This is a genomic window from Microbacterium sp. (genome assembly GCF_035277845.1).
Lineage (GTDB): Bacteria > Actinomycetota > Actinomycetes > Actinomycetales > Microbacteriaceae > Microbacterium.
The window spans coordinates 1-24,216 of sequence record NZ_DATEJS010000206.1; the positions used below are offsets into that span (position 1 = coordinate 1).

General features: G+C 69.9%; 26 protein-coding genes, 1 tRNA gene and 1 pseudogene. 21 read left to right on the forward strand and 7 right to left on the reverse strand.

Annotated elements, in window-relative coordinates:
- The first annotated feature begins 252 nt into the window (after window positions 1–252).
- Complete coding sequence (locus VJR25_RS08615) at window positions 253–2,355, forward strand: DUF2156 domain-containing protein (protein ID WP_324114564.1); 2,103 nt, start codon at window positions 253–255, stop codon at window positions 2,353–2,355.
- 43 nt (window positions 2,356–2,398) lie between these two features.
- Window positions 2,399–2,884 carry a GNAT family N-acetyltransferase gene (locus VJR25_RS08620; RefSeq protein ID WP_324114565.1) on the forward strand — a complete coding sequence of 162 codons (486 nt, stop codon included), beginning with the start codon at window positions 2,399–2,401 and terminating at the stop codon, window positions 2,882–2,884.
- Here VJR25_RS08620 and VJR25_RS08625 read toward each other — a convergent pair.
- Genes VJR25_RS08625 through VJR25_RS08635 form a run of 3 tightly spaced genes read right to left on the reverse strand, consistent with a single transcriptional unit; the run spans window position 2,859 to window position 5,052 of the window.
- On the reverse strand, window positions 2,859–3,401 hold the full coding sequence (locus tag VJR25_RS08625) for a DUF2127 domain-containing protein (protein ID WP_324114566.1): 543 nt from the start codon (window positions 3,399–3,401) through the stop codon (window positions 2,859–2,861). The two genes, VJR25_RS08620 and VJR25_RS08625, sit on opposite strands and share 26 nt — an antisense overlap.
- A gap of 51 nt (window positions 3,402–3,452) precedes the next feature.
- Complete coding sequence (locus tag VJR25_RS08630) at window positions 3,453–4,583, reverse strand: DUF1648 domain-containing protein (RefSeq protein WP_324114567.1); 1,131 nt, start codon at window positions 4,581–4,583, stop codon at window positions 3,453–3,455.
- Window positions 4,573–5,052 (reverse strand): GntR family transcriptional regulator, encoded by a 480-nt coding sequence (locus tag VJR25_RS08635; protein WP_324114568.1) that lies wholly within the window; start codon window positions 5,050–5,052, stop codon window positions 4,573–4,575. The genes VJR25_RS08630 and VJR25_RS08635 overlap by 11 nt, the downstream gene beginning before the upstream one ends.
- A 149-nt stretch (window positions 5,053–5,201) precedes the next feature.
- Between VJR25_RS08635 and VJR25_RS08640 the strand changes: the two genes are divergently transcribed.
- Complete coding sequence (locus VJR25_RS08640; RefSeq protein ID WP_324114569.1) at window positions 5,202–6,023, forward strand: phosphatase PAP2 family protein; 822 nt, start codon at window positions 5,202–5,204, stop codon at window positions 6,021–6,023.
- 202 nt (window positions 6,024–6,225) lie between these two features.
- Window positions 6,226–6,522: a hypothetical protein gene (locus VJR25_RS08645; RefSeq protein WP_324114570.1), complete on the forward strand. Its 297-nt coding sequence runs from the start codon at window positions 6,226–6,228 to the stop codon at window positions 6,520–6,522.
- A 185-nt stretch (window positions 6,523–6,707) separates the two neighbouring features.
- On the opposite strand, the gene VJR25_RS08650 is transcribed toward VJR25_RS08645, so the two are convergent.
- A complete protein-coding gene (locus VJR25_RS08650) occupies window positions 6,708–7,163 on the reverse strand; it encodes a MerR family transcriptional regulator (protein WP_324114571.1) in 456 nt (151 codons plus the stop codon).
- Between VJR25_RS08650 and VJR25_RS08655 the strand changes: the two genes are divergently transcribed.
- The 3 genes from VJR25_RS08655 (at window position 7,150) to VJR25_RS08665 (ending at window position 8,347) form a co-directional block, all read left to right on the forward strand.
- The gene (locus VJR25_RS08655; RefSeq protein WP_324114572.1) at window positions 7,150–7,581 is read left to right on the forward strand and encodes an Hsp20/alpha crystallin family protein; all 432 of its coding nucleotides are present in this window, start codon (window positions 7,150–7,152) and stop codon (window positions 7,579–7,581) included. The genes VJR25_RS08650 and VJR25_RS08655 overlap by 14 nt on opposite strands.
- A 13-nt stretch (window positions 7,582–7,594) precedes the next feature.
- Entirely contained in the window at window positions 7,595–7,852 is a 258-nt protein-coding gene (locus VJR25_RS08660; RefSeq protein WP_324114573.1) for a hypothetical protein, read from the forward strand.
- A gap of 183 nt (window positions 7,853–8,035) precedes the next feature.
- Window positions 8,036–8,347, forward strand: coding sequence for a hypothetical protein (locus VJR25_RS08665; RefSeq protein ID WP_324114574.1), 312 nt, complete (start codon window positions 8,036–8,038; stop codon window positions 8,345–8,347).
- 101 nt (window positions 8,348–8,448) lie between these two features.
- Here VJR25_RS08665 and VJR25_RS08670 read toward each other — a convergent pair.
- A tRNA-Leu gene (locus VJR25_RS08670) sits at window positions 8,449–8,532 on the reverse strand.
- 244 nt (window positions 8,533–8,776) lie between these two features.
- Between VJR25_RS08670 and VJR25_RS08675 the strand changes: the two genes are divergently transcribed.
- From VJR25_RS08675 to VJR25_RS08710, 8 genes are read left to right on the forward strand one after another with little or no spacing between them, the layout of a single operon-like run.
- Window positions 8,777–9,619: a DUF3662 and FHA domain-containing protein gene (locus tag VJR25_RS08675; protein WP_324114575.1), complete on the forward strand. Its 843-nt coding sequence runs from the start codon at window positions 8,777–8,779 to the stop codon at window positions 9,617–9,619.
- The gene (locus VJR25_RS08680; protein ID WP_324114576.1) at window positions 9,616–10,152 is read left to right on the forward strand and encodes an FHA domain-containing protein FhaB/FipA; all 537 of its coding nucleotides are present in this window, start codon (window positions 9,616–9,618) and stop codon (window positions 10,150–10,152) included. Before VJR25_RS08675 ends, VJR25_RS08680 begins: the two co-directional genes overlap by 4 nt.
- A 13-nt stretch (window positions 10,153–10,165) precedes the next feature.
- Window positions 10,166–11,455, forward strand: a complete 1,290-nt coding sequence (locus tag VJR25_RS08685; protein WP_324114577.1) for a PP2C family serine/threonine-protein phosphatase — start codon at window positions 10,166–10,168, stop codon at window positions 11,453–11,455.
- Window positions 11,452–12,846, forward strand: a complete 1,395-nt coding sequence (locus VJR25_RS08690; protein ID WP_324114578.1) for an FtsW/RodA/SpoVE family cell cycle protein — start codon at window positions 11,452–11,454, stop codon at window positions 12,844–12,846. The genes VJR25_RS08685 and VJR25_RS08690 overlap by 4 nt, the downstream gene beginning before the upstream one ends.
- Window positions 12,843–14,297, forward strand: a complete 1,455-nt coding sequence (locus tag VJR25_RS08695) for a peptidoglycan D,D-transpeptidase FtsI family protein (protein ID WP_324114579.1) — start codon at window positions 12,843–12,845, stop codon at window positions 14,295–14,297. Before VJR25_RS08690 ends, VJR25_RS08695 begins: the two co-directional genes overlap by 4 nt.
- The gene (locus VJR25_RS08700) at window positions 14,294–16,003 is read left to right on the forward strand and encodes a serine/threonine-protein kinase (protein WP_324114580.1); all 1,710 of its coding nucleotides are present in this window, start codon (window positions 14,294–14,296) and stop codon (window positions 16,001–16,003) included. Before VJR25_RS08695 ends, VJR25_RS08700 begins: the two co-directional genes overlap by 4 nt.
- Window positions 16,004–16,053: 50 nt before the next feature.
- The gene (pknB, locus tag VJR25_RS08705; RefSeq protein ID WP_324114581.1) at window positions 16,054–17,745 is read left to right on the forward strand and encodes a Stk1 family PASTA domain-containing Ser/Thr kinase; all 1,692 of its coding nucleotides are present in this window, start codon (window positions 16,054–16,056) and stop codon (window positions 17,743–17,745) included.
- Window positions 17,746–17,769: 24 nt separating this feature from the next.
- Entirely contained in the window at window positions 17,770–18,009 is a 240-nt protein-coding gene (locus tag VJR25_RS08710; protein ID WP_324114582.1) for a cell division protein CrgA, read from the forward strand.
- Between the two features lie 102 nt (window positions 18,010–18,111).
- Here the strand turns inward: VJR25_RS08710 and VJR25_RS08715 are convergent, their stop codons facing one another.
- Together VJR25_RS08715 and VJR25_RS08720 are read right to left on the reverse strand one after the other, a co-directional pair.
- On the reverse strand, window positions 18,112–19,011 hold the full coding sequence (locus VJR25_RS08715; RefSeq protein ID WP_324114583.1) for a rhomboid family intramembrane serine protease: 900 nt from the start codon (window positions 19,009–19,011) through the stop codon (window positions 18,112–18,114).
- A 23-nt stretch (window positions 19,012–19,034) separates the two neighbouring features.
- On the reverse strand, window positions 19,035–19,592 hold the full coding sequence (locus VJR25_RS08720) for a peptidylprolyl isomerase (protein ID WP_324114584.1): 558 nt from the start codon (window positions 19,590–19,592) through the stop codon (window positions 19,035–19,037).
- Between the two features lie 107 nt (window positions 19,593–19,699).
- Between VJR25_RS08720 and VJR25_RS08725 the strand changes: the two genes are divergently transcribed.
- From VJR25_RS08725 to VJR25_RS08750, 6 genes and pseudogenes are all read left to right on the forward strand, one after another.
- Complete coding sequence (locus VJR25_RS08725; RefSeq protein ID WP_324114585.1) at window positions 19,700–20,206, forward strand: DNA helicase; 507 nt, start codon at window positions 19,700–19,702, stop codon at window positions 20,204–20,206.
- A complete protein-coding gene (locus VJR25_RS08730; protein WP_324114586.1) occupies window positions 20,199–20,681 on the forward strand; it encodes a YbaK/EbsC family protein in 483 nt (160 codons plus the stop codon). The genes VJR25_RS08725 and VJR25_RS08730 overlap by 8 nt, the downstream gene beginning before the upstream one ends.
- Before the next feature lie 104 nt (window positions 20,682–20,785).
- Entirely contained in the window at window positions 20,786–21,379 is a 594-nt protein-coding gene (locus VJR25_RS08735) for a hypothetical protein (protein ID WP_324114587.1), read from the forward strand.
- Complete coding sequence (locus tag VJR25_RS08740) at window positions 21,376–21,570, forward strand: DUF6186 family protein (RefSeq protein WP_324114588.1); 195 nt, start codon at window positions 21,376–21,378, stop codon at window positions 21,568–21,570. The genes VJR25_RS08735 and VJR25_RS08740 overlap by 4 nt, the downstream gene beginning before the upstream one ends.
- 70 nt (window positions 21,571–21,640) lie before the next feature.
- Window positions 21,641–22,846 carry a glycosyltransferase gene (locus tag VJR25_RS08745; RefSeq protein ID WP_324114589.1) on the forward strand — a complete coding sequence of 402 codons (1,206 nt, stop codon included), beginning with the start codon at window positions 21,641–21,643 and terminating at the stop codon, window positions 22,844–22,846.
- A gap of 187 nt (window positions 22,847–23,033) precedes the next feature.
- A pseudogene (locus VJR25_RS08750) lies at window positions 23,034–24,216 on the forward strand (5-methyltetrahydropteroyltriglutamate--homocysteine S-methyltransferase); the annotation flags it as partial.

Below are 24,216 nucleotides of genomic sequence, written 5' to 3' on the forward strand. Positions count from 1 at the left end.
CGCAGCCCAGCGCGAGCTCGCCGACGCGCGGCGTCGCACCGACCCCGTAGAGGCGCTGGATGCCGCCCGTCGCGCCATGCGCCATGCGGAGGACGCCCAGGCCCTCGCCGACTACGACCGCCTCGGCCCCGGGCACTGACCGCCCACCGGTCCGCGGCCCGCCGTGCACCGGCCCCGCCGGGGCGAAATCCCAGGGGCGCGCCCCGGCGAGCTCACACCTCTCCTACGGGATCCCCTGAGTACCGTGTTCAGGTGACGGATGTCCTGCCTGTGGAGCCTCCCCCGCGCAGCCCGGCTGTCGGCCGGACGCTGCGGACGCTCTCCCGCACGCGGGTGACCCTGATCTCGGTGGGCGTGCTCCTCTTCGTGGGAGTCGCGACCGGAACGCTGTGGCGTCCATTCTCGATCTCGCCCGCATGGGACAGCATGGCCTACGGCCTGCCGGCGTTCGAAGCCGGCCGGTGGTGGACGGCGGTCACCGGCACGCTCCTCATCTCCCACCCCGCCCTGTTCCCGGTGACGATCCTGTCGTTCCTCGGCATGGCCTACCTCGAGTTCCGGCGCGGGTGGCGCGTCGCGGTTCTGTACTTCTGGGTCGGCCAGCTGTTCGCCGTGTTCGGGGCGGCGCTGCTGCTGTGGCTGCTGTCGATGACGCCGTCGGCCTGGGCGAGCGTGGCCGCCGACCACACCGCCGTAGGCCCCGCCGGCGGTTCCCTGGCATGCATCGCCGCGGGCGTCGGTCTGCTGCCGGCGCCCTGGCGCGTGCGCGCGTGGCTGGCCGTGCTGGCGACGCTGATGGTGACCCTGCTCTTCTGGGGACGCCTCAGCGACGTGCAGAACCTCCTCGCCGTGCTGATGGTGCTGTTCGTCGACCGCACGCTGCGCATCCAGCACACCACGGTGCGCGAGCAGCGGCTCATCGCGTTCGTGTCGCTCATCACCCTCGGCGTCGTCGAGCTCATCGTGCTGCTCGCCCCGACCAACGGCCCCTTCGGCGACAGCGACCCGGCCAGCGGCTCGTGGCTGGACATCGCCAGCGACGTCGTGCTGATCGTCATCGTCGCCAACGCGCTGCGGCGCGGCCGGCGCTGGGCGTGGTGGACCACCCTCGTGCTCGCCCTGGTGAACGTCGTCACCGGCATCCTGCTGGTGCTCGTCATGATCACCGTCGGCGTGCCCGACGCGGCGCGGATCATTCTCGCGAACCCCACCCTGTCGCTGGCGACGTCGGTGATGTGGCTGACGATGGGCGTGTACCTCGTGTGGGTGCGGCACGCGTTCCGCTCGCGCATCGGGCGCCGCGCGCGGCTGGGCACGCAGCCGGCTCCGGATGCCGCCGAGGCGAAGGAGCTCGTGCGCCGCGCCGGCGGCGGCGACCTGTCGTGGGTGGCCACGTGGGACGACAAGCACTTCATGCGCACCGGCGCCGGGATCGTCGCCTACCAGCAGCGCGCCGGCGTGGCCATCGCCCTCGGCGACCCGCTCGGTCCGTCCGCCGGTCGCGCCCAGTCCGTGCGCGAGTTCATCGACGGCGTCGAGCACGCCGGCCTCATCCCGTGCTTCTTCTCCGCGACGGATGCCACCCGCGCCGCCGTGCCGGCATCCTGGCGTTCGCTCGTGGTGGCCGACGACACCATCGTCGACCTCCCCGAGCTGAGCTTCACCGGCAAGCGGTGGAACTCGGTGCGCACCTCGATCAACCGCGCCGCGCGCGAGGGCGTCGTCTTCCGGCTCACCCACCTCAAGGACGAGCCGTGGGGCGTGCAGGCTCAGCTGCAGGCGATCAGCGAGATGTGGGTCGGCGACCGGGGCCTCCCGGAGATGGGCTTCACGCTCGGCACGCTGTCCGAGGCGGAGGATCCCGATGTGCGGCTCGCCGTCGCGGTCTCACCCGACGGCGATGTCGACGGCTTCCTGTCGTGGATGCCGGTCTTCGGCCCGAACGGGGTCGTCGACGGCTGGACCCTCGACCTCATGCGCCGGCGCGAGGGCGGGTTCGGCCCCGTGATGGAGTACCTCATCGCGCAGTCGGCGATGACGTTCCGCGACGAGGGCGCGAAATTCATGTCGCTGTCCGGCGCCCCGCTCGCCCACGACTACCCGCCCGGTGCGGGCACCATGGCCGACCTGGCGGAGTGGCTGTCCGACGCCCTGGAGCCGGTGTACGGTTTCCGGTCGCTGCACCGGTTCAAGAGCAAGTTCCACCCGCGCTACGAGCAGCTTCACCTGCTCTACCGAGACGAGGGCGACCTCACCCGGGTCGCCGGCGCCCTGACCCGCGCGTTCCTGCCGGATGCCACGCTGCGCCAGATCGCGGGCGCCGGCATGGGCATGCTGCGCCCGCCGGTCCGCTGATCCGCGCCCCCACCCGCGCGCCCATCCGGCGTACGGTGGGCCCATGAGGCACGTCGACCTGCGCCCCCTCGACGATGACGACCTGGATGCCGTCTTCGACATGATGCGAGACCCCGAGGCGGTGCGCATGGCGGCGTTCACCGCCGACGACCCGGACGACCGGGAGGCTTTCGACGCCTGGGCCGCGCGCAACCGGGCCGCCGCCGGCGTCTCGCAGTGGGTGGTCACCGAGGACGGCGGCTTCGCAGGCACCGTGGCGGCGTTCGACATCGACGGCGACCGCGAGGTGACCTACTGGATCGCCCGCCACGCCTGGGGGCGGGGCGTCGCCACGGCCGCGCTGCGGATGCTGGTGAGCCGCGAGCCGGTGCGCCCCCTGTTCGCGCGCGCCGCAGCATCGAACGTGGGCTCCATCCGCGTGCTCGCGCACGCCGGGTTCACCGAGGTGTCGCGCATGTCCAGCTACGCGAGCGGTCAGGGCGCCGAGATCGAGGAGATCCTGTTCACTCTCGTGCCCGCCGTCGAGTGAGTGCGGACAGGCGCACGCGGATGACGTCGTGCAGGCTCCGGCCCTCGCGCCATTCCCGCACGGTCAGCACGATGATGATGACGTCGAAGACGCACAGCAGCAGCACCCCGATGGAGAACTTCAGCACCAGGTCCACGATCTGCAGGATCGCCAGCAGGGCGAGCGCCCCCGCCGCCCACGGGTAGATCCGCCGGCTGCCGAGCAGCAGCGCGATCACGATCGCGAGTTTCACGACGCCGTGCACCAGCAGGAAGGCCCCGCCGAGCGCCAGGCCGGCATGGCTGAACTTCGCCGTCTCGCGCAGCAGCAGGTTGGCCCAGAAGTCGTTCGGGTCCTCGGCGAGCTCGCCCGCGGTCAGAGCGCGGGCGAGACCCGAGATCTGGTCAGGGGTGACGAACAGCAGCGGGATGCCGACCACCAACTCGACGAGTCCATCGACGCCCTTGAGCAGCACGCCGATGAGGAACGTCCAATCGAGGACGGCCTCCCGGCGCGGATTCCCGGCTGCAGCGGGCATGCATCCAGCATGGACGAATCCCTGGCGGATGTCTGCCCGCTGCGCGCTCGGTCAGACCCGCATGGCCGCATGGGTCAGCGCGAACGTCACGACCCCCACGATCACGAGGGCCACGATCACGCCGATGACCACGCCGGCCGGGTGGCCGAGGTTCACCGTCCAGCCCACGCCGAACCGGCGCTGCACGAACAGCGCGGGATCGTCGCGGTTCACGTACAGCAGGCCCGCCTTCCAGAACCTGTCGTCATCCGGGGTGTCCACCGTCCCGTGCGCCGCGCGTTCGGCCGCCACGAGCCGCGCATCGCCCACCATGAGGCGGCGCCAGCGCACGATGAACAGCACGATGATGACGAACATCAGCGCGACGACGACGATCGCCCCGGCGGCGGAGGTCCGCGCCAGTTCCGGGAACAGCCGCGGGCCGACCGTGGCCCACGCGAACTCGAGGGAGATGAGGAACATCAGCCGCCCGATCAGCGACGACATCGCCGAGCGCATGTCGTGCTGACGACGCGCGTTGGTCGCGGCATCCGCCCCGGGAAGCGCGCGGATCGGCACGACGCGGCCGAGGAACGACAGCGCGAAGAGCCCCGCGACCACGACCGTCCCGATGAACAGCGGCCCGAAGACCGTCCACGCGTTCTTGTCGGCGTAGACGTCCGGCTGCCCGTCGAACCCCCAGTGGGTGGGCAGTCGCCCGGGCAGCGAGGGGTACAGCAGGATGCCGACGGCATAGGCGACCGCGAGCAGCACGACGGATGCCACGCCCCAGCCGGTCGGCACGGGCGCGGGCTCCGCCGGCGCGGTCACCGAGCCGGCCACGCGCACCGGCACGCCCTCGTACCAGCCGCCGTCGCGCTTGGCGCGCACGATCATGCGCCGGGCGATCACGTACGACGCCAGCTGGGCGATGATGAAGAGGAAGACGCACAGCAGTTCGGCGGGCGCCGCGGCGGTCTGCCCGAGCACCACCAGCAGCGCGACGCAGACGACCCAGGCGATCGCGATCAGCAGACGGAACCGGCCGATGGCCTGCCGGATCACCGGCTCCTCGAGTCGGGATGCCGGGACGCTCACGCCGAGCGGCACCGTGGGCCGCGTGACCGCGGGCAGGGCGCCCAGCAAGACGGCCACGACCGTGAACAGCAGCGCCAGCGGGATGGTGAGTGCCTCAGTGTTCATCTGCGGATCCTCCCTGTGATTTCCGTTCGTCGTTCGCGTGCTGGCGGGATGCCGAGAACGCGTGCAGGGTGGCGTCCACCGTGGCGGTGATCGCGGCATCCTGCTCCCCCTGTGCGACGCCCTCCGCGAGCACGGTCGCGAGCCGTCGGACCCAGGCGTCGCGAGCCGAGCCGTCCCAGGCGCCGACGCCCTCGAGAGCAGCGGGACCCGTGCCCTCGGCGTCGTCGTGCGGGGCCCGGGCGACCACCGAGCCCGACGTGCGGTTGGTGCGCACGAGGCCCTCGCTGCGCAGCAGGTCGTACGCCTTGCCGACGGTGGCGATGTTGATGCCGAACTGTGCGGCAAGGGTCCGCACCGGGGCGAGCTGGTCTCCGACGCGCAGTTCGCCGCCGGCGATGCCCTCGACGACACGATCGCGCAGCTGCTGATAGAGCGCGACATCCGAGAGCGGATCGATCTCGATCTGCATGATGCCTCCTGTATCGCTTGTACTGGTAGTTATAGTACAACTGCTACAAGCGATACGCACCTGGGAAAGTGCGATGTGCGGGTGGATGCCTCCGCGGCATCCAGCATCCTCGCCGGAATCTCGCATTCCGGCGATGACAGGATGGACCGGTGACGGCGAGACTGCGGATGAGGCCGTTCGCGGTGGTCGCCGTCGTGCTGGCCGCCGCGTTCGTGGCCACCTATCTCTTCTTCGTGCGCACGTACGTGGGGCAGATCGTCGATGAGCGCGCGTTCAACGGCGCCGCGGACCAGCATGCTCTGATCCAGCGACTGTCCGCGGTGGTCCTGCGCAACGTCGCCTGGATCGCGATCGGCGGGGGTGTCATCCTCACCCTCCTCATCGGCGGTCTGAACCGGCGCCCGAAGCACATCGTCGCCGCCCTGGTCGCCGGTGCGGCCGCGCTCGGGATGGCGGAGCTCTCGAAGTACGTGTTCCTGAGCCGCGCGCAGACCGGTGCGACGGATGTCTTCAACAACTCGTTCCCGTCCGGCCATGCCACGGTCGCCGCTGCGGCCGCGTTCGCGGTCTTCCTGGTCTCGACGCCGCGCTGGCGTCCGCTGGCGGCGGTGCTCGGCGGCGGGTTCGCGATGCTGACCGGCGTACTCGCGGTGATCAGCCAGTGGCACCGCCCCAGCGACGTGGTCGCGGCGTTCATGCTCGTGGGCGTGTGCGGATCGCTCGCCGGTGTCGCCCTCATCGCCTGGCGCGTTCCGACTGCGCCCGAGCAGGCCGGGCCGCTTCGGGCGATGTGGTGGATCGCCGGCGTCAGCGCGCTGGTGTCGCTCGCCGCATTCATCCTGATCTACGTGTCCGTGCAGGATCACGGCAGCCACCTGCAGGTCGCGTACGCGGGGGGAAGCACCGCGATCGTCGCGGTGGGAAGCGGGTTCGCCGCCGCCGGAAACAGGCTCTTCCGCCGCCTGGCGTGACGCGACTTTTCCGCAAGATCAGCGCAAGACGAAACCCCGGAAAACCGGCCCGCGGAGGCCCACCGACAGGGGTCGCCAAAGGTTCGCTCAAGACTCCCGAAAGTCCCGTATTCCGGCTCTGACAGGGCGCTAGCGTGTGTGCATCAGGGAGCTCCGGCTCCCGAGAATCCTCACCGCCGACACTGATCCCCTGGAGCATCCGATGTCTGTCATGACCTACACGCAGCCCCGTCCCCGCAACGCTTTCGGCAACACCGCTCTGGCCCTGACCTTCGTCGGCGGACTGGCCGTCGCCACCGCGATCCTGCTCTCGCCGTCGGCCCTGTACCTGGCGCTGCCGCTGCTGGCCGCCTCACTGGTGCTGTCGATCGTCGGCCTCACCCGCTCGTCGGCCCCCAAGACCGCTTCCATCGCCGCACTCGTGTTCAGCGTCGTGCTGGCCGCCGCCGCCCCCGTCACCTGGGGCGTCGTCAACATCCTGACGCTCATCCAGCGCTGACCTTCACGGAGCCGTCGGCCGCGGGGGAACCCGGGCAGACCGCGGTCGGCGCCCCCGGCGCCGGCCGCCCAGGCCACCGAACAGGATCAGTCGGACAGGCGGAGGAACAGGAAGGGCCCCATTCGGGGCCCTTCCTTTTTGCGTTCCATCGCCCCGCGGCCCTTACTCATCTTCGCCACCGTCGGTCATCCTGCCTCCCCGCGCATCGGCGAGCGCTCGGCGAGCGCACGCCTCAACCGGCCGTTCTCGTCCTGCAGGTGCATCACCATGGCGATTCCCGCCAGATTGAGGCCGTCCGCGAGCAGGCCGCGGATTCGACGAAGCCGATCCAGATCATCGGCGCTGTAGCGACGGGTCCCGCCGTCCGTGCGGGCGGGTATCAGCAGTCCGCGCGCTTCATACGCCCGCAGATTCTGCACGCCCATTCCCACGAGTTCGGCAGCGACGGAGATGCCGTACACGCCGAGTCCGCTGTCGGTCATGAACCGCCTTCTTTCGTCGCCCCGGATGTCTTGCTTTGGATGTTGACCTGGTGCTATAACAAATCTACCGCGCATGGTACAGATCTCAACGGAGGTCTGAACCGCATGAAGCATCAACAGAGATGAAGTCATGGAGGTGGAAACGATGCTGATGCGCACTGATCCGTTCCGTGAGTTGGATCGACTCACCCAACAGATGTTCGGGACTGAAGGAACCCTCGCCCGCCCGTCCGTGATGCCCATGGATGCCTGGCGCGACGGCGACACCTTCAACGTCGAGTTCGACCTTCCCGGAGTCGATACGCAGTCGATCGACCTCGATGTCGAACGCAATGTGGTCACCGTGAGGGCGGAACGATCGCTCCGGGCCACCGATGCGGAGCTCATCGCCGCCGAGCGTCCGCGAGGGGTGTTCAGCCGGCAGCTGGTTCTCGGGGACAACCTCGACACCGAGCACATCACCGCGGACTACGACTCCGGCGTACTGACCCTGCGGATCCCGGTCGCGGAAGAGGCGAAGCCGCGCAAGATCGCCGTCGGCACAAAAGGCGGCGATCTGCAGGCGATTCGCGCCTGAACCGGAGGCGGTCATGATCGACATGAGCGCACCCGACACCGAGATCGGAGTCGATGAACGGTTCATCGACCTGATGTGCACCATCCAGGCACTCGTGGACGCCGAGTTCGAGGAGCTGGTCTCGAGCGACGGCACGGAATCGGCCACGGTGTCCGCGGGGGACGATGATCGTCCGCGCCACGGCGACCGCGCGAGCTTCCGTACAATCATCGCTTCGGGTCACACCCGAACGGCAAGCGACATAGGCGCGTCCGAGCGCTCACCCCCCTGACCCGCTCCACACCCCAGCCGAGGTGACGGCCATCTCGCCCGCATGCCCGATTCCGGTCGCATTCGCCCGCGGCCGACGCCCGCATCAGCACGCCCTACGCGGGCCGGCTGGTCGCCCTCCTCGGTCAGGGAACCGATGTTCAAAGAGCCGATCGCATCACGCAGAAAGAAGGAGAACGAGAAGATGGCAGTCGACCTGTTGTCCAGAAGGAACGGCCGCTTCGCCCTGCAGCGGATGACCTCGATCGAGTGGATCGTGGTGGACACGTCGCAAAGTCCGGACAGTGGTCATCGCACGGTCGCATGCATCTATGAAGTCGACGAACTCGAGTACGACGTCACCTGGCTGCGCGACCTGGGACTGCCCACCAAGTACATGTCGCCTGCCGACGTTCTCGATGACATCCGCAAGGCGACGGACCGATGGACACGCATCCCGTCACGGAAGCCGATACCGATCCCCCACCGGGCGCCGACGGCCGTCCTGGCGGGATGATGCGAAGGCACGTCCCGGCGTTCCCCACGATTGACCGAATCCACAAAAAAGTCCTGAGCCGCGACTCGTTCGTAAACGATGTCGCGACTCAGGACAATCTGTGCGCGAGGGGGGAGTTGAACCCCCACGCCCTTTCGGGCACTGGCACCTGAAGCCAGCGCGTCTGCCTATTCCGCCACTCGCGCGTGAACCCGGCTTGCGCCGAACTCAACCCGCCGAGCGTATCACGGCGCCCGCGGGTCGGGCGAATCGGCGACGACCCCCGGGACCCTCTGCGGAGCATCCCGAACCCTCGGTCCCGACGGCGTGAGGTGCGCCGCCACCGGCTGGGCCACTGACAGAACACCGGCTCCGACCAGCGAGATTTCAGCGGTCGTCCAAGGGTTGCGGTTAGCATGTAGCGAAATATCAGCCTGCCTGAGGAGTCGCGTGGGACTACTGGACAGCTTCGAGAAGGGTCTCGAGCGCGCCGTCAACGGCGCGTTCGCGCGCACCTTCCGCAGCGGCATTCAGCCGGTCGAGATCGCCTCCGCCCTGCGCAGCGAACTCGACAAGAAGGCTGCCGTCGTCAGCCGTGATCGCATCCTCGTTCCGAACACGCTGACGGTGCACCTCTCCCCGGTCGACGACGACAAGATGGCCGGCCTCGGCTCCGCGCTCACCGACGAGCTGCTGACGGTGGTCGACCAGCACGCGAAATCGCAGCACTACTCCTTCGCCGGTCCGGTCTCGATCACGATCGTGCGCGACGAACAGCTGGGCACCGGAACCCTGCGCGTCGAATCGAACTCCATGCAGAGCCGGGTCACCTGGCAGGGCATGGTGGAGATCAACGGGTCGCGGCATCCGCTGTCCAAGAGCCGCACGGTGATCGGGCGCGGCTCGGATGCCGACATCACCATCGCCGACACCGGCACCAGCCGCAAGCACGTCGAAGTGCTGTGGGACGGCGAGCGCGCCATGGTGCGCGACCTCGGCTCCACGAACGGCACCCAGCTGAACGGTCGTCGCATCGACGAGGCGCAGCTGCTTCCCGACGCGACGTTCCGCATCGGTCGCACCGACATCACCTTCCGCGTCGTGCCGCAGGCACGCCCGGAGCCGACAGTGCCGCAGGCACGCCCCGAACCCTCGCAGCGCCGCGCGGCCGAGCCCCTGATCCCGCCGCGCCCGGCACCGCCCGTCCCGCCGCAGCAGCCGAAGATCCCGCCCCGTCCGACCATGTCGGCGGCGGATGCCACCCGACTGTACGACCACGGCGGAACACTGTGAGCGAGCTCACACTCCTTCTTCTGCGCATCGGCTTCCTCGTGCTGATGTGGTTCTTCGTGTTCGCGGTCGTGTATTCGCTCCGCTCCGACCTGTTCGGGGTCAAGGTGCGCCAACTCGATCCCAGCTCGGCGACTCCGCCCGGCGGAACCCCGGTCGCAGCCTTCGCCGCTGCGCACAGTCCCGCGCCGGCGCCGCCCGCGCCCTCGAAGCCGACGCCCTCCGACGGTCGCGCGACCACGCGCACGGTGTCGCGCATCGTCATCACCTCCGGCCCGAAGGCGGGCCTGGAGCTGCCCCTCGGCGACGAATCCCTCACGATCGGCCGCTCCAGCGAGTCCGGGCTCGTGATCCGCGACGACTACACCTCCAGCCACCATGCCCGCCTCGTCCTGTGGGGCGAGCAGTGGATGATCCAGGATCTCGACTCGACGAACGGCACCTGGCACGACGGCGTGCGCGTGTCCGCCCCCACCCCGGTGACGATCGGCGCGCCGATCAAGGTGGGCGCGACGACGTTCGAGCTCCGGAAGTAACGCCCGCACGTCCATGGTCTTCCAGGGGTCAAGCGCCGCCCTCTCCCACACCGGGAAGGTCCGCTCCAACAATCAGGATTCGGGATATGCCGGATCCAACCTGTTCGTCGTCGCCGACGGCATGGGCGGCCACGCGGGTGGGGATGTGGCATCCAGCCTCGCGATCTCGGAGCTGCAGCCCCTCGACCGGCAGTACGAGAGCACGGCGGACGCCGAACGCACCCTGCGCGGCGCCGTGTCGGATGCCGCCGAGTCTCTGATCGACACGGTGCACGCGCGTCCCGAGCTGGCCGGGATGGGCACCACGGTCAGTGCGATCATCATGGTCGACGACTACGCGGTGATCGCGCACATCGGCGATTCGCGCATCTATCTCTACCGCGACGGCGCCCTGACCCAGATCACGACCGACCACACCTTCGTGCAGCGCCTCGTCGATTCGGGCCGCATCACGCCCGAAGAGGCGCGCTACCACCCCCGCCGCTCCGTGCTCATGCGCGTGCTCGGCGACATGGACCCCAACCCCGAGCTCGACACGTTCATCATGCCGACGCAGCCGGGCGACCGGTGGCTGCTGTGCTCCGACGGCCTGTCCGGCGTCGTGGACGACGTGCACACCGCGAAGGCGCTCGGCGCGGGCTACGCCCCGGGCCGCACCGCCGACACGCTGCTCAGGCAGGCGCTCGACGGCGGCGCCCCCGACAACGTCACGATCGTGATCGTGGACGTCGGCGGGCAGCATCCGCTGCAGTCCGGCACACCGTCGATCGTCGGCGCGGCCTCGACTCCGAAGGGCGTGGAGGTGCCCGCGGCGCGACCCGGCCGCACCTCGTGGCTGCACCCGGCACGCCAGGCGGCGAACGAGCCCACCCACTTCGAGCCGGCCGCCGAGTTCCTCGAGGAGCTCATCGAGGAGGACCGCCGGCGCGCCCGCCGTCGCCGCGTCGGCTGGATCGTCGGGCTGCTGCTCGTGCTCGCGCTCATCGCGGGCGGCCTGTTCGGCGCATACAAGTGGACCCAGACCCGGTACTTCGTCGGCGCCGACGGCGACACGGTCGCGATCTTCCAGGGCATCCCGCCGAGCCTCGGGGGGATCTCGCTGTCGCACGTCTACCGCGACACCCAGGTGCCGCTCGACTCGCTGAGCGAGTTCGACCGTCAGACGGTGGAGGGCACGATCGCCGCGAGCTCCCTCGCGGACGCGCAGGGCATCGTGGCCCGACTCTCGCACGACGACGACGCGGGGCGCACGCCTTCGCCGTCCCCCAGCCCCACCGCGACCACAGGAGGTGGCAACGGATGACGACCACCACCGATCCCGACCAGCTGCACACCGACACCGCGGTGCTGCGCGCCCTGCGCAAGATCCGCCTGCCGCAGAAGCAGCGCAACCGCGAGCTGGGGCTGCTGCTGTTCGCGTTCGTCATCGTCCTGGCCGCCGTGCTGCTCGTGCAGCTGGGCGCGGTCGGCCACGTCGACGCGAAGTTCCTCTACTACGTCGGCGCGTTCTTCGTGCTGGTGCTCGTGCTGCACGTCGTGCTGCGCATCCGGGCGCGGGATGCCGACCCGTTCGTCGTGCCGATCGCGACACTGCTGACCGGCATCGGCATCGCCGAGATCTACCGACTCGACGAGCACTGGGGACGCACCGGCTGGAGCTCGGTCGCGATCCGGCAGCTGGCCTGGGCGGCGATCGCCCTGGTGCTGACGATCCTGCTCGTCTACCTGCTGCGCAACTACCGGGTGCTGTTCCGGTACACGTACATCTTCGGCCTCGCCGGCATCCTGCTCCTCCTCCTCCCCGCCATCCCCGGCCTGCAGACCAAGGGCGCGAACGCCGCGGTGTGGGTGACGATCCCCGGCATCGGCACCTTCCAGCCCGGCGAGATCGCGAAGCTGTGCCTCGCGATCTTCTTCGCCGGGTACCTCGTGCGCACCCGCGAGAGCCTCACCACCACCGGCCGGCGGTTCCTCGGCCTGACCTGGCCGCGCCCGCGCGAACTCGGCCCGGTGCTCGTCTTCTGGCTGCTGTCGCTCGGCATCATCGTGCTGCAGCACGACCTCGGCACCGGCCTTCTCATCTTCGGCATGTTCGTCGCGATGCTCTACGTCGCGACCGGCAAGACCAGTTGGGCCTTCATCGGCGTCGTGCTGCTCGCCGGCGGTGGCTATGCGGCATCCCGCGTGCTGCCGTACGTGAACGGCCGCTTCCAGAACTGGCTCGATCCGTTCAACCCCGACACCATCAACGGCTCCAGCTTCCAGCTCGTGCAGGGGCTGTTCGGGATGAGCCAGGGCGGACTCATCGGCACCGGGCTCGGGCAGGGCAGGCCCTGGCTGACCCCGGTCGCGGAGAGCGACTACATCTTCGCCAGCCTCGGCGAGGAGCTCGGCCTGATCGGCTTGTTCGCGATCCTGGCGCTGTACATGGTGTTCGCGAGCCGCGGCGTGCGCATCGGCCTCGCCGGCCAGGACGACTTCGGCAAGCTGCTGGCCACCGGCCTGTCGTTCACCGTCGCACTGCAGGTGTTCATCATGGTCGGCGGCGTCACCCGCGTCATCCCGCTCACCGGCCTGACGACCCCGTTCCTCGCGGCGGGCGGGTCGTCGCTGATCGCGAACTGGCTGATCGTCGGGCTGCTGCTGCGCATCTCGGACGCCGTGCGCAGCAGGCCGCGGGTGGTGATCGGATGACCCGGGAGCTCAGGCGGCTGAGCCTCATCATGCTCGCCATGTTCCTGGCGCTGTTCGTGTCGGTCAGCGTCATCCAGGTGGTGGAGGCTCCCGCGCTGGCGCAGAACCCGAACAACCGGCGCGCGCTCTACGACTCGTACGAGGTGCAGCGCGGGTCGATCATCGCGTCCGGCTCCGCGATCGCGTCGTCGGTCGCGTCGCAGGATGTCTACAGCTGGCAGCGCGTGTACACCGACCCGCAGATGTGGGCCCCGGTGACCGGCTACATCAACCCGGCACTGGGGTCGGCGACCGGCATCGAGCAGTCGATGAACCAGGAGCTCTCCGGCACCGGCAGCTCGCAGTTCCTCACCCACGTCGAGCAGATCCTGTCGGGGAAGCCGGCACGCGGGTCCAACGTGGTGCTGTCGCTGGATGCCAAGGTGCAGAAGGCCGCGTACGACGCCCTCGGCAAGCTGCAGGGCGCGGTCGTCGCGATCGAGCCGAAGACCGGCCGGGTGCTCGCGATGGTCACGAGCCCGAGCTACAACACCAACGGCGTCGCCACGCACGACACCGGCAAGGCGAACACGTACTACGACTCGCTCGTGAAGAACGCGTCGAATCCGCTCTACAACCGGGCGATCGGCGGCGACCTCAACCCGCCCGGTTCGACGTTCAAGCTCGTGGTGGCCTCGGCGGCTCTCGAGACCGGCCGGTTCACGCCGCAGTCCACGCTGCCGAACCGGTCGTCGTACGTGCTGCCGCAGACCACCACGACGATCCACAACGACACGTTCGGCACATGCGGGCCGGGCGCCACGGTGACGATCGCGGACGCGCTCCGGCTGAGCTGCAACATCCCCATGGCGGAACTCGCGGTCAAGCTCGGCGCCGACACCATCCGGGCCCAGGCGGAGAAGTACGGCTTCAACAAGTCGTTCTCGCTGCCGCTGAACTCGACGGCATCCGTCTACCCGACGGGCCTCGACACCCCGCAGACCGCCCTCACCGGCTTCGGCCAGGGTCAGGTGCTGGCCACCCCGCTGCAGATGGCGATGGTCTCGGCCGGGATCGCGAACGGCGGCGTCGTGATGAATCCGCGGATGGTCGACCAGGTCATCGGCCCCGACCTCTCGGTGCAGCAGACCTACGGGAACACCGAGTTCGGCCGCGCACTGGATGCCCCGAATGATGCCGAAATGGTGCAGATGATGGTCAACAATGTCCGTAGCGGCATCGCGACCAATGCAAGAATTGAGGGGGTCGATGTGGCCGGCAAGACCGGAACCGCTCAGAACGGTTCCAAGCCGTTCACGCTGTGGTTCACGGGGTTCGCCCCCGCAGAAGATCCCCAGGTAGCGGTGGCCGTCGTCGTAGAGAATGGCGGAGGTCAAGGGCAATCGGGCACGGGCAACACCATCGCCACGCCGATTGCGAGAAAGGTCATTGAGGCGGTGCTTAACAAATGAGGCCCACACAGGGTGTGACCTTCGGCGGCCGCTACGAGCTCGAGTCGCGAATCGCGATCGGCGGAATGGGCGAGGTCTGGGAGGCCACCGACCACGTCATCGGCCGCACCGTCGCCATCAAGATCCTCAAAGACGAGTACATGGGCGACCCGGGCTTCCTGGAGCGCTTCCGCGCCGAGGCCCGCCACGCCGCACTCGTCAACCACGAGGGCATCGCCAGCGTCTTCGACTACGGGGAGGAGAACGGCTCCGCGTTCCTCGTGATGGAGCTCGTTCCCGGTGAGGCGCTGTCGACGATCCTCGAGCGCGAGACCTCGCTGTCCAGCGACAAGACGCTCGACGTCGTGGCGCAGACCGCCGCCGCCCTGCAGGCCGCGCACGCCGCCGGTCTCGTGCACCGCGACATCAAGCCCGGCAACCTGCTCATCACGCCCGACGGGCGCGTCAAGATCACCGATTTCGGCATCGCCCGCATCGCCGACCAGGTGCCCCTCACGGCGACCGGTCAGGTGATGGGCACCGTGCAGTACCTCTCGCCGGAGCAGGCGTCCGGTCACCCGGCATCCCCCGCCACCGACATCTACTCGCTCGGCATCGTCGCGTACGAGTGCCTGGCCGGGAAGCGCCCGTTCGCCGGCGAGTCGCAGGTCGCCATCGCGATGGCGCAGATCAACGACACCCCGCCGCCGCTCCCGCCGACCGTCGCCGAGCCGGTGCAGAACCTCGTGATGGCGATGATCGCCAAGAAGCCCGAGGAGCGACCGGCATCCGCGGCGGCCGTCAGCCGCGCCGCGACGGCGCTGCGTCGCGGCGACGTCGCCGGTGCTGGTGCCGCGGTTCCCGCGATCATCGCCGGGATCGGGGCCGCCGAGGCGGCGACGGTGCTGCTGAACACGAACGCGTCGGATGCCACGGCGCTCATCTCGACGGCGGAGCCGCTGGTGCCGCCCGTCGAGGAGAAGGCCAAGCGGAAGCGCAGCCCGTGGACGTGGCCGCTGATCGCGCTCATCGTGCTGCTGATCCTCGTGCTCGGCGGCACGCTGTGGGCGCTGCTCGGCAACGCCACCCCGAAGCCGGCCGCCAGCACCTCCTCCAGCGCACCGGCGCCGAGCCCGACCAAGACGCCCATCGACGTGGCATCCCTGGGGCTCGTCGGCACGTCGTGCGACGCCGCCATGACCGCGGCATCCACCGCCGGACTCGACCCCACCAAGGTCGACGGCGACGCCGCGCCCAGTGCGGACAAGGCCGACACCGTGCAGAGCACCGACCCCTCGGGCGGCAACCTGTTCCGCGGCGACAAGATCACGATCACCTGCTACGGCGCCCAGACGCCGCTCAGCGCGCCGGACTCGCCGTCCATCGTCGGCGACGGCGAGGGCGGCGGGGTGATGGCCGGCGGCAACGCGCAGATCATCGACCTCAGCTACACCTGCCCGGCCGGCACCGGCAACCTCACCGGGTACACCGTCACGGTGACCATGGGCGGCAAGTCCCAGTCCCTGTCGGTCGGCTCGGGTGCCACCGCGCAGGTCGCGGTGCCGCCGGGAACCACCGGTCAGATCACCGCCGCGTACACGGCGACCTGCACCGGCGACAGCGGCTCGCGCACGACGCCGTCGTCGCCGAAGTCGCAGGCCACGATCATCTCCGACCAGCCGTCGCAGAGCCCGAGCCCGTCGCCGTCCATCACCATCGCTCCCTGAGCCCGTCAAGGTGGGTCAGGTAGGCTGACCCAGCACCTGAGGGAGAATCTGTGACCGATCAGCCGCGCGTTCTTGCCGGACGCTATCGCGTCGACGCGCTCATCGGGCACGGTGGAATGGCCGAGGTGTACCGCGGCCGCGACCTGACGCTGGGCCGTGACGTCGCGATCAAGATCCTGAACCGGGAACTCGCGCAGGACGGGACGTTCCGCATGCGGTTCCGCATGGAGGCGCAGGCGGCATCGCGCATGTCCCACCCGGCGATCGTGCGCGTCTACGACGCCGGCGAAGACACCGACACCTCGGGCGACCGCCCGCGCCAGATCCCGTACATCGTCATGGAGCTCGTGCACGGCACGCTGCTGAAGGACGTCATCGCCCGGGGTCCGGCGACGGTGGCGGATGCCGTCCGCTACACCGACGGCATCCTCGAGGCGCTCGAGTACTCGCACCGCGCCGGGGTCGTGCACCGCGACATCAAGCCCGGCAACGTCATGGTCACCCCGGCCGGCCAGATCAAGGTGATGGACTTCGGCATCGCCCGCGCGGTGTCCGACTCGTCGTCCACGGTCGCGGAGACCACGCAGATCATCGGCACGGCCGCGTACTTCTCGCCCGAGCAGGCCAAGGGCGAGGCGGTGGATGCCCGCGCCGACCTGTACTCGACCGGCGTCGTGCTGTTCGAGCTGCTCACCGGCCGGCAGCCGTTCCGCGGCGACAGCCCGGTCGCCGTCGCCTACCAGCACGTGAGCGAGGCGCCCGAGCCGCCGTCGGAGCTCATCGAGTCCATTCCCGCCGGGATCGACGCGGTGGTGCTGCGCGCGCTCGCGAAGGATCCGTTCCAGCGGTTCCCGGATGCCGCGGCGTTCCGCGAGGCGCTGGATGCCGCCACCTCCGGCGCCGCTCCGACGAAGAAGCAGGTCGAGTCGCTCGCGGGCGAGCTGTACGGTCCGGACCCGCAGGCTGCTGCCGAGACCGCGCGCACTCTGCGCCAGCTGAGCGACGACACGACGATGAGCCGCACTCAGGCCGGTCCGCCGGCCGCGTGGATCTGGGCCGGTGTGGCGCTGCTCGCCGTACTGCTCATCTCGGTGTTCATCTGGGTGCTCTCGATGCGCAGCGACGGGACGCTGCCCAACGGGGCGCGACTCGTGCCGGACGTGACGGGCATGGCGTGGGGAAAGGCATCCGGCAAGATCAAGGGCACCGACCTGCTGCCCTCCCGCGTGGACGAGCCCAGCGACTCCGTCGCCAAGGGCGTCGTGATCGACACCGACCCGGGTGCGGGCGTCTCCGTGGCCAAGGGCCAGCAGATCCAGGTGTTCGTCTCGAGCGGTCCGGATTCCACGACGGTGCCGAAGCTCGCGGGGCTCAGCCAGGAGGATGCGACCACCGCCCTGGAGGATGCCGGCCTGACGCTCGGCGCCGTCCGCGAGCAGGACGATCCGAACACCGACCAGGGCATCGTGCTCTCCGCCGATCAGACCAAGGGCGCGTCCGTGCCCAAGGGGACGTCGGTCGACCTCGTGATCGCGACCGGCACGGTGACCGTCGTCGACCTCACCGCCGGGTACTCGCTCGACGATGCCGTCGCGGCGCTCAAGCAGCTCGGCCTGAAGTCCGACGTGCAGGACGACCCGTCGTGCACGAAGAGCGACCCGCGCACCGTGAAGTCGCAGTCCGCCGGACCCGGCGAGGTGCCGATCCACTCCTCGGTCACGCTCGTCAGCTGCTCCGGCTGAGCCCGCCCGCTTAGACTGATCACCATGGCACGATCCCGAAAAGGTGACGACACGCACGTCGAGCGCAGCGAGGGCGACGCCGCCCCCAACCCTGCGTGGTTCAAGCCGATCATGGTCGGGCTCATGCTGGTCGGCCTCGCCTGGGTGCTCGTCTTTTACCTGAGCGGCTCGCTCTACCCGATTCCGGGCATCGGCGCGCTCAACCTCGTCGTCGGCTTCGCGATCGCGTTCGTCGGCTTCCTCATGACCACGCGCTGGCGCTGAGCACTTCCACCACTGTAATTACACCTGTGTAATTCTGTCCCCACTTGGGGATGAACCTGTGGATAACTCTCCACCGCCGGTGTCGACCCGACGGGACCGGGGTCAGGGGAACAGCAGGTCGCGCGCGGCGACCACCGCGCACAGCGCCGCGAAGAGGGCGGCGAGCAGCCACACCTGCGCGGCGCGCCGGCCGCGCGTCCGGGTGCGGGCGAAGATCAGGCCGGCCACCGCGCCGGTGACGAGACCCCCCACGTGCGCCTGCCAGGCGATGTTGGAGCCGGGCAGGAACGTGATCACCAGGTTGATGCCGATCACGATGGCGATACCGCCGATGGGCGCGCCGATGTGCCGGCCGATGATCAGCAGCGCGCCGAACAGCCCGAAGATCGCGCCGGAGGCGCCGACCACGGGCTGCAGGGGAGAGTCGAAGGCGGCGATCGCCGCGGATGCGCCGAACCCGCTCAGCAGGTAGAGCGTGACGAATCGCCAGCGGCCGAGCAGGGGTTCCAGGCTCATCCCGATCATCCACAGCGCGAGCATGTTGAAGCCGATGTGCAGGATGCTCTCGTGCACCAGCAGCACCGTCAGCATGCGCCACGGCTGGAACGGCGCGCCTGTGGACGGCATCACATAGGCGCCGAGGAACCCCAGCCACTCCGTCACCGGCGAACCCGGGATCAGCTGCGTCAGATAGACGACGACCGTGATCGCGATGATCGCGTACGTCGCCCGCGGCCGGTTGTCGTAGACCGACACGGCACGGCGGCGCGGCCACCAGGTGCGGGCGGAGCGCGGGGCGTTCCCGCGCGCCGCCCGATGGGATGCCGCGGCATCCCGACCCTGCTGCTTCATGCATTCCGGGCAGATCACGCCCACGGGGGCCTGGGTCTGACACTCGGTGCAGATGGTGCGCAGGCACCGTTGGCACAGCACGAAGCTCTGCCGGTCGGGATGCCGGTAGCAGTAGTTCTCGCGGTTCCGGGTGAACTCGGCGGATGACACGGGGCTCACCCTCGACCGGGCCGTCAGGCCTGGGCGATGTCGATCGACTCGATGACGACCGGCTCGACGGGGCGGTCGGCGGCGGCCGTCGGCACCTTGCTGATGGCGTCGACGACCTGGCGGGACGCGTCGTCGGCGACCTCGCCGAAGATCGTGTGCTTGCCCTGCAGCCACGGGGTGGGGTCGGTCGTGATGAAGAACTGCGAGCCGTTGGTGCCCTCGGGCTGGCCGGTGAGCGCGTTGCGGCGCAGGCCGGCGTTGGCCATCGCCAGCAGGTAGGGCTTGGCGAAGGTCAGCTCGGGGTGGATCTCGTCGTTGAACGTGTAGCCGGGGCCGCCGGTGCCGAGACCCAGCGGGTCTCCGCCCTGGATCATGAAGCCCGGGATGATGCGGTGGAAGACCACATTGCGGTACAGCGGGCCCTCGCCCGGCTTGCCCGTGGCGGGGTCGGTCCACTCTCCGGAGCCGTCGGCGAGGCCGGTGAAGTTCTGCACCGTGCGAGGTGCGTGGTCGCCGAACAGATTGACGACGATGTCGCCGTGATTGGTGTGGAGCGTCGCGACCGCAGTAGGAGTTGCCATGATCCCATTGTTTCAGAGTTCCTGGCAAGGGCCAGGGAAAGCCGGTGCCCGCCGCGGCACGGTCTGGCAAGATGAGAGGAATCCATCGTCGAGAAGGAGGGGTCCTCGTGAGCCTCACCCGTAAGCGCAAGAAGGAGCTCAAGCGGCTCCAGGATCAGGCGAACAAGCTGTGGTCGGCTCAGCAGGAGCTGGTCGGCGAGGCTGCCACCGTGGCCCGTGAGGCCGGCCGGCAGCTGGGCAACTTCAGCCGTGAAGAGGTGGCGCCCCGAGTCCAGGCGAACTACGACAAGTTCGCCGCCCCCTACGTCGACAAGGGCCTGGAGCTGTCGCACCGGGTCATGAACGACCGGGTCATCCCCGCGGCGGGCGCCGTGGTCGGGTCGGCCCTGTCGGTGTGGGATGCCGCGAACGAGAAGCGGGGCAGCATCAACGCCACGCGCGGCGTGATCGCAGCCCCGGTGCGCCCGAAGAAGGGGATGGGTGCGGGCGGCGTCATCGCGCTGCTGCTCGGCATCGCCGCCGCCGTCGGGGTCGTCTACGCCGCGTGGCAGACCCTGCGTGCCGACGACGAGCTCTGGGTCGCGGACGACCCGCTGCGCGCGCCGGATGCCTGACCAGGCGGATCCCACCGCGCGCGTTCGGCAGGCGGCATCCGCCCGCGACCTGCCGATCGAGATCCGTGAGCGCCCCGCCGCCTCCAGCCTGGCTGAGGCGGCGGGGCTTCTCGGTCTCGAGCCGAGGGACATCGTCAAGACGCTCGTCGTCAAGCGCAGCGACGACACCTACCTGTTCGCCCTGATCCCCGGGGACCGTGCGATCGCGTGGCCGAAGCTCCGGGCGATCGTCGGGGTGAACAAGCTGCAGCTGCCCTCGCCCGAGCACGCGCTCGCGGCCACCGGGTACGAGCGCGGCACCATCGTGCCGATCGGCAGCAGCACGGAGTGGCCGATCTACGCCGACACCGACATCGCCGGCCGCCGTATCGCCATGGGCGCCGGCGCGCACGGCTTCAGTCTGTTCGTGGACGCGGACGACCTGATCTCCGCCTACGGCGCGACCGTCGCCGACATCTCGCAGCCGGTCTCCTGAGGAGAGTTGTCCACAGGGTGTGGATGAATTCCTCCGGCCGGTGGCGACACCCGAAGTGAGCCGGCGACCGGCGCACCGAGCGTAGAGTTCCGCCCGGGGGCACCATGAGCACCGACGAGCACAGCGACCGTCCTGTCGTCGTGCGGGTTCCGACCCGAGGGCAGCTGTGCTGGATCACCATCCTGGTGCTCATCGGGATCGTTCAGATCGTCCGCGCGCAGCTGTTCGACGCGGTGTTCTTCGGTGCGGCCGCGATCGTGACGGTGCTGGATGCGACGGGGTTGCTGCCGGTGGCGCCGGCACGGCGTCGCGTCGCCGGACGCCTGCTCGTCGGCGCCGGGGCGGTCGCGGCGGTCGCTGTCGGGCTGCTGCCGCGGCATCTGCCGGCGATGATCATGGTCATGCTGGTGCTCGGCGCCGCCGTGCTGGTGCTCGTCTGGCCCGGCAGCGGGGAGCGCGCGCCGTGGGGACGGGGCATGCGGCGCCTTGCATGGTGCTGGACGCTGATCGTCGTGGTCGGATGCCTGTGGGAACTGTTCGCGTTCATCGCGGGGCTGGTCGATCCGAGCGCGCCCATCGTCCCGGCACTGAGCGACCTGCTCGATCCGCTGCTGGCGGATCGCGTCGGACAGGCTGTGTTCGCCGTGATCTGGGCGGTGCTCGGAGTCTGGCTCGTCAGGCGGGCGGTGCGGCGATGATCAGCATCCTGTACTTCGGATCCTGCGCTCTCGCGCTGCTGCTCGCGTCCCTCATCGTGCGCGGCGAGCACCCCGAGGCCACCGTGACCGCGCTGTTCGACACGCTCATGGCGGACCACGTGATGCGGATCGCGATCCTCGCGTGCTGGTGGTGGCTGGGCTGGCACTTCCTCGCGGGTCAGACGCTGTGATGCACGGCCGATCCGCGAGACACCGCGCCTTGAATGTGACGATCGGGCGCGCGTCCGGTTGACTGGGAGAATGGCATCCCCACGGCGCATCGTCCTCGTGCTGGACTATTCCCCGGACTACCTCGGGGGAGCCCAGACCGCGTTCGCGTCGCAGGTCGCGCTGCTCGCCCAGAACGATCATGTCGTGCTCGCCGTCACGCCGCCGAGCACGACGTTCGCCGAGCACTGCCGTGCGGTCGGGGCCGAGCACCTCGCGGTGCCGGCCCGATTCACGATTCCCGGCCTGCAGCTGCCGTTCATCCGCAACACGCGCCGTCTGCGCCGACGGCTCACCGCGCTGTTCGACACGTGGCGCCCGGATGCCGTGCACGTGCACTCCGAGTTCGGCCTCGGCGTCGCCGCGGTCCAAGCCGCGAAGACCGCCGGCGTTCCGGTGGTGCACACCGTCCACACGGTGTTCTGGCAGGCGCCCGGGTCGGCGGGGCGGCCCCTCGCAGCCGTCATCCGCGCCGCGCACCGGCTCAACACCGGCCTGCGCAATCCGCCGCGGCCGCACGGCGGCCGACCGGCCGACGACGCCCTGCGCGGCATGACCACCGCCGTCGCCCGGCTCGCCGACGTCGTGGTGTCGCCGTCCGCCCATCAGGGCGACGTGCTGCGCTCGCACGGCGTCGCGGAGGTGCACGTCATCCCCAACAGCGTCGCCGACATCGGCTCGGGGGAACTGCCGGCGCAGCCGCCGCTGCGCCTGCTGTGGGCCGCCCGGTGCGAGCCGGAGAAGCGGCTGCTGGAGTTCCTCGACGCCGTGGCGATCGCCCAGCGAAGCCTCGCCCCCGGTCGTCTGGAGGTCGAGGTCGCCGGCGAGGGCGGTCTGCTGGCCACCGCCCGCCGCCGCGGCGTGCCCGGGACGACGTTCCTCGGCCGCGTCCCGCACGAGCGCATGGGCGAGCTGTTGCGGCGCAACCACCTGCTCGCGGTCACGTCGTACGGCTTCGACAACCAGCCGATGACCATCGTCGAGGCGATCGGCGCCGGCCGCGGCGTGCTGGTGTGCGACCCGCGCCTGCGGGAGGGGCTCAGCCGGGCCGGCTTCCTGTGCGACGCCGATCCCGAGCCCATGGCCGCGGCCATCGTGCGCCTCGCCGAGCAACCGGATACCGTGCGCTCCCTGTGCCTCGCCGCGTCATCCGAGACCGAGTTCTCGCCAGCGGCGTTCCTGCGCCGCCTCGACGACGCGTACGACGCGGCCCGCCGGAAGGTGCACGAGAACTCCTGATCGCGGGGTTGTTCCGCGGCTCGTGCATCGCGTCGTTCCACGTGGAACATGACGGTGTGTGTCGTCATCCTTCGACGGCGTCGCGCCGGAGTGCCTAGGGTGCTGAGAAACCCCAAGCGACAGCCGAGCCCGGCATCCGCTCGAACCAACCGGCCCCTTCCGGGGGCCGCTGATCGAAGGAGCCGTGGTGACTGTTTCCGCGCACCCCTCTGCACCGTTCCCGTCTGCGACCATCCTCGGGTTCCCGCGCATCGGGCCCGACCGCGAACTCAAGAAGGCCGTCGAGGCGTTCTGGGCGGGCTCGCTCACCGAGTCCGAGCTCGAGGACCGCGCCCGCGTTCTGCGCCGGCAGACCCGTGAGCGCCTGGTGGCGCTCGGTCTCGGCGCGGACGACGCGTCGATTGCCGAGTCGTTCTCGTTCTACGACCAGGTGCTCGACGCCGTCGCCACCTTCGGCGCCGTGCCCGAGCGCTTCGAGGATCTCGATCCGGCGACCCTCGCCGGGTACTTCACCCTCGCGCGCGGACGCGCCGCCGACGCCCCGCTCGAGATGACCAAGTGGTTCAACACGAACTACCACAACCTCGTGCCCGAACTCCGACCGGACAGCCGCTTCGCCCTCACGACGCGCCGCATCGTCGACCAGTTCGTCGAGGCCGCGGAGGACGGTTTCGTCACGCGTCCAGTGGTCGTCGGACCGGTCACGTTCCTGCTGCTGAGCAAGCCCGCCGCCGGATCGCCGAGCGACTTCGCACCGCTCGATCTGCTCGACATTCTGATTCCGGCATATGTCGAACTGCTGGCCGGCCTGCGGGCGGCGGGGGCGACCTGGGTGCAGCTCGACGAGCCTGCCCTCGTCTCCGAGAACCTCGGCGTGAGTGCGGCCCAGGTGAATGACGCGGTCCGTCGCGCCTACGCCGTGCTCGGTGCGGCGCCCGAGCGTCCGAGCATCCTCGTCACCTCGCCGTACGGGAGCCTCGGCGACGCGCTGCCGGTGCTGCTCGAGGCTCCGATCGAGGCCGTGCACGTCGACCTCGTCTCCGAGGCGCCGGCATCCATCCCCGCCACCGACAAGACGCTGGTCGCCGGCGTCGTGAACGGCCGCAACATCTGGCGTGCCGACCTCGACGCCGCCCTCACCCGCCTGGAGGAGCTGGCGCGGGTCGCGCCGCAGCTCAGCGTCGCCACTTCGACGTCCCTGCAGCACGTGCCGTACGACCTCGCCCGCGAGCGGACGCTCGACGACCGCCTGCGCTCCTGGCTGGCATTCGCGGACGAGAAGGTGCGCGAGGTCCGCGTGCTCGCCGACGGACTGGCCGGAGGCCGCGACGTGGTGCGCGCCGAGGTGGATGCCGCGACCGCCGCGCTGC

Bases quoted from the DNA above. Each gene is read 5' to 3' on its own strand.
- VJR25_RS08620 (WP_324114565.1), top strand. From the start codon at position 2,399: ATGAGGCACGTCGACCTGCGCCCCCTCGACGATGACGACCTGGATGCC.
- VJR25_RS08625 (WP_324114566.1), bottom strand. From the start codon at position 3,401: ATGCCCGCTGCAGCCGGGAATCCGCGCCGGGAGGCCGTCCTCGATTGG.
- VJR25_RS08630 (WP_324114567.1), bottom strand. From the start codon at position 4,583: ATGAACACTGAGGCACTCACCATCCCGCTGGCGCTGCTGTTCACGGTC.
- VJR25_RS08635 (WP_324114568.1), bottom strand. From the start codon at position 5,052: ATGCAGATCGAGATCGATCCGCTCTCGGATGTCGCGCTCTATCAGCAG.
- VJR25_RS08645 (WP_324114570.1), top strand. From the start codon at position 6,226: ATGTCTGTCATGACCTACACGCAGCCCCGTCCCCGCAACGCTTTCGGC.
- VJR25_RS08655 (WP_324114572.1), top strand. From the start codon at position 7,150: ATGCTGATGCGCACTGATCCGTTCCGTGAGTTGGATCGACTCACCCAA.
- VJR25_RS08660 (WP_324114573.1), top strand. From the start codon at position 7,595: ATGATCGACATGAGCGCACCCGACACCGAGATCGGAGTCGATGAACGG.
- VJR25_RS08665 (WP_324114574.1), top strand. From the start codon at position 8,036: ATGGCAGTCGACCTGTTGTCCAGAAGGAACGGCCGCTTCGCCCTGCAG.
- VJR25_RS08685 (WP_324114577.1), top strand. From the start codon at position 10,166: ATGGTCTTCCAGGGGTCAAGCGCCGCCCTCTCCCACACCGGGAAGGTC.
- VJR25_RS08690 (WP_324114578.1), top strand. From the start codon at position 11,452: ATGACGACCACCACCGATCCCGACCAGCTGCACACCGACACCGCGGTG.
- VJR25_RS08695 (WP_324114579.1), top strand. From the start codon at position 12,843: ATGACCCGGGAGCTCAGGCGGCTGAGCCTCATCATGCTCGCCATGTTC.
- VJR25_RS08700 (WP_324114580.1), top strand. From the start codon at position 14,294: ATGAGGCCCACACAGGGTGTGACCTTCGGCGGCCGCTACGAGCTCGAG.
- VJR25_RS08710 (WP_324114582.1), top strand. From the start codon at position 17,770: ATGGCACGATCCCGAAAAGGTGACGACACGCACGTCGAGCGCAGCGAG.
- VJR25_RS08720 (WP_324114584.1), bottom strand. From the start codon at position 19,592: ATGGCAACTCCTACTGCGGTCGCGACGCTCCACACCAATCACGGCGAC.
- VJR25_RS08730 (WP_324114586.1), top strand. From the start codon at position 20,199: ATGCCTGACCAGGCGGATCCCACCGCGCGCGTTCGGCAGGCGGCATCC.
- VJR25_RS08735 (WP_324114587.1), top strand. From the start codon at position 20,786: ATGAGCACCGACGAGCACAGCGACCGTCCTGTCGTCGTGCGGGTTCCG.
- VJR25_RS08740 (WP_324114588.1), top strand. From the start codon at position 21,376: ATGATCAGCATCCTGTACTTCGGATCCTGCGCTCTCGCGCTGCTGCTC.
- VJR25_RS08745 (WP_324114589.1), top strand. From the start codon at position 21,641: ATGGCATCCCCACGGCGCATCGTCCTCGTGCTGGACTATTCCCCGGAC.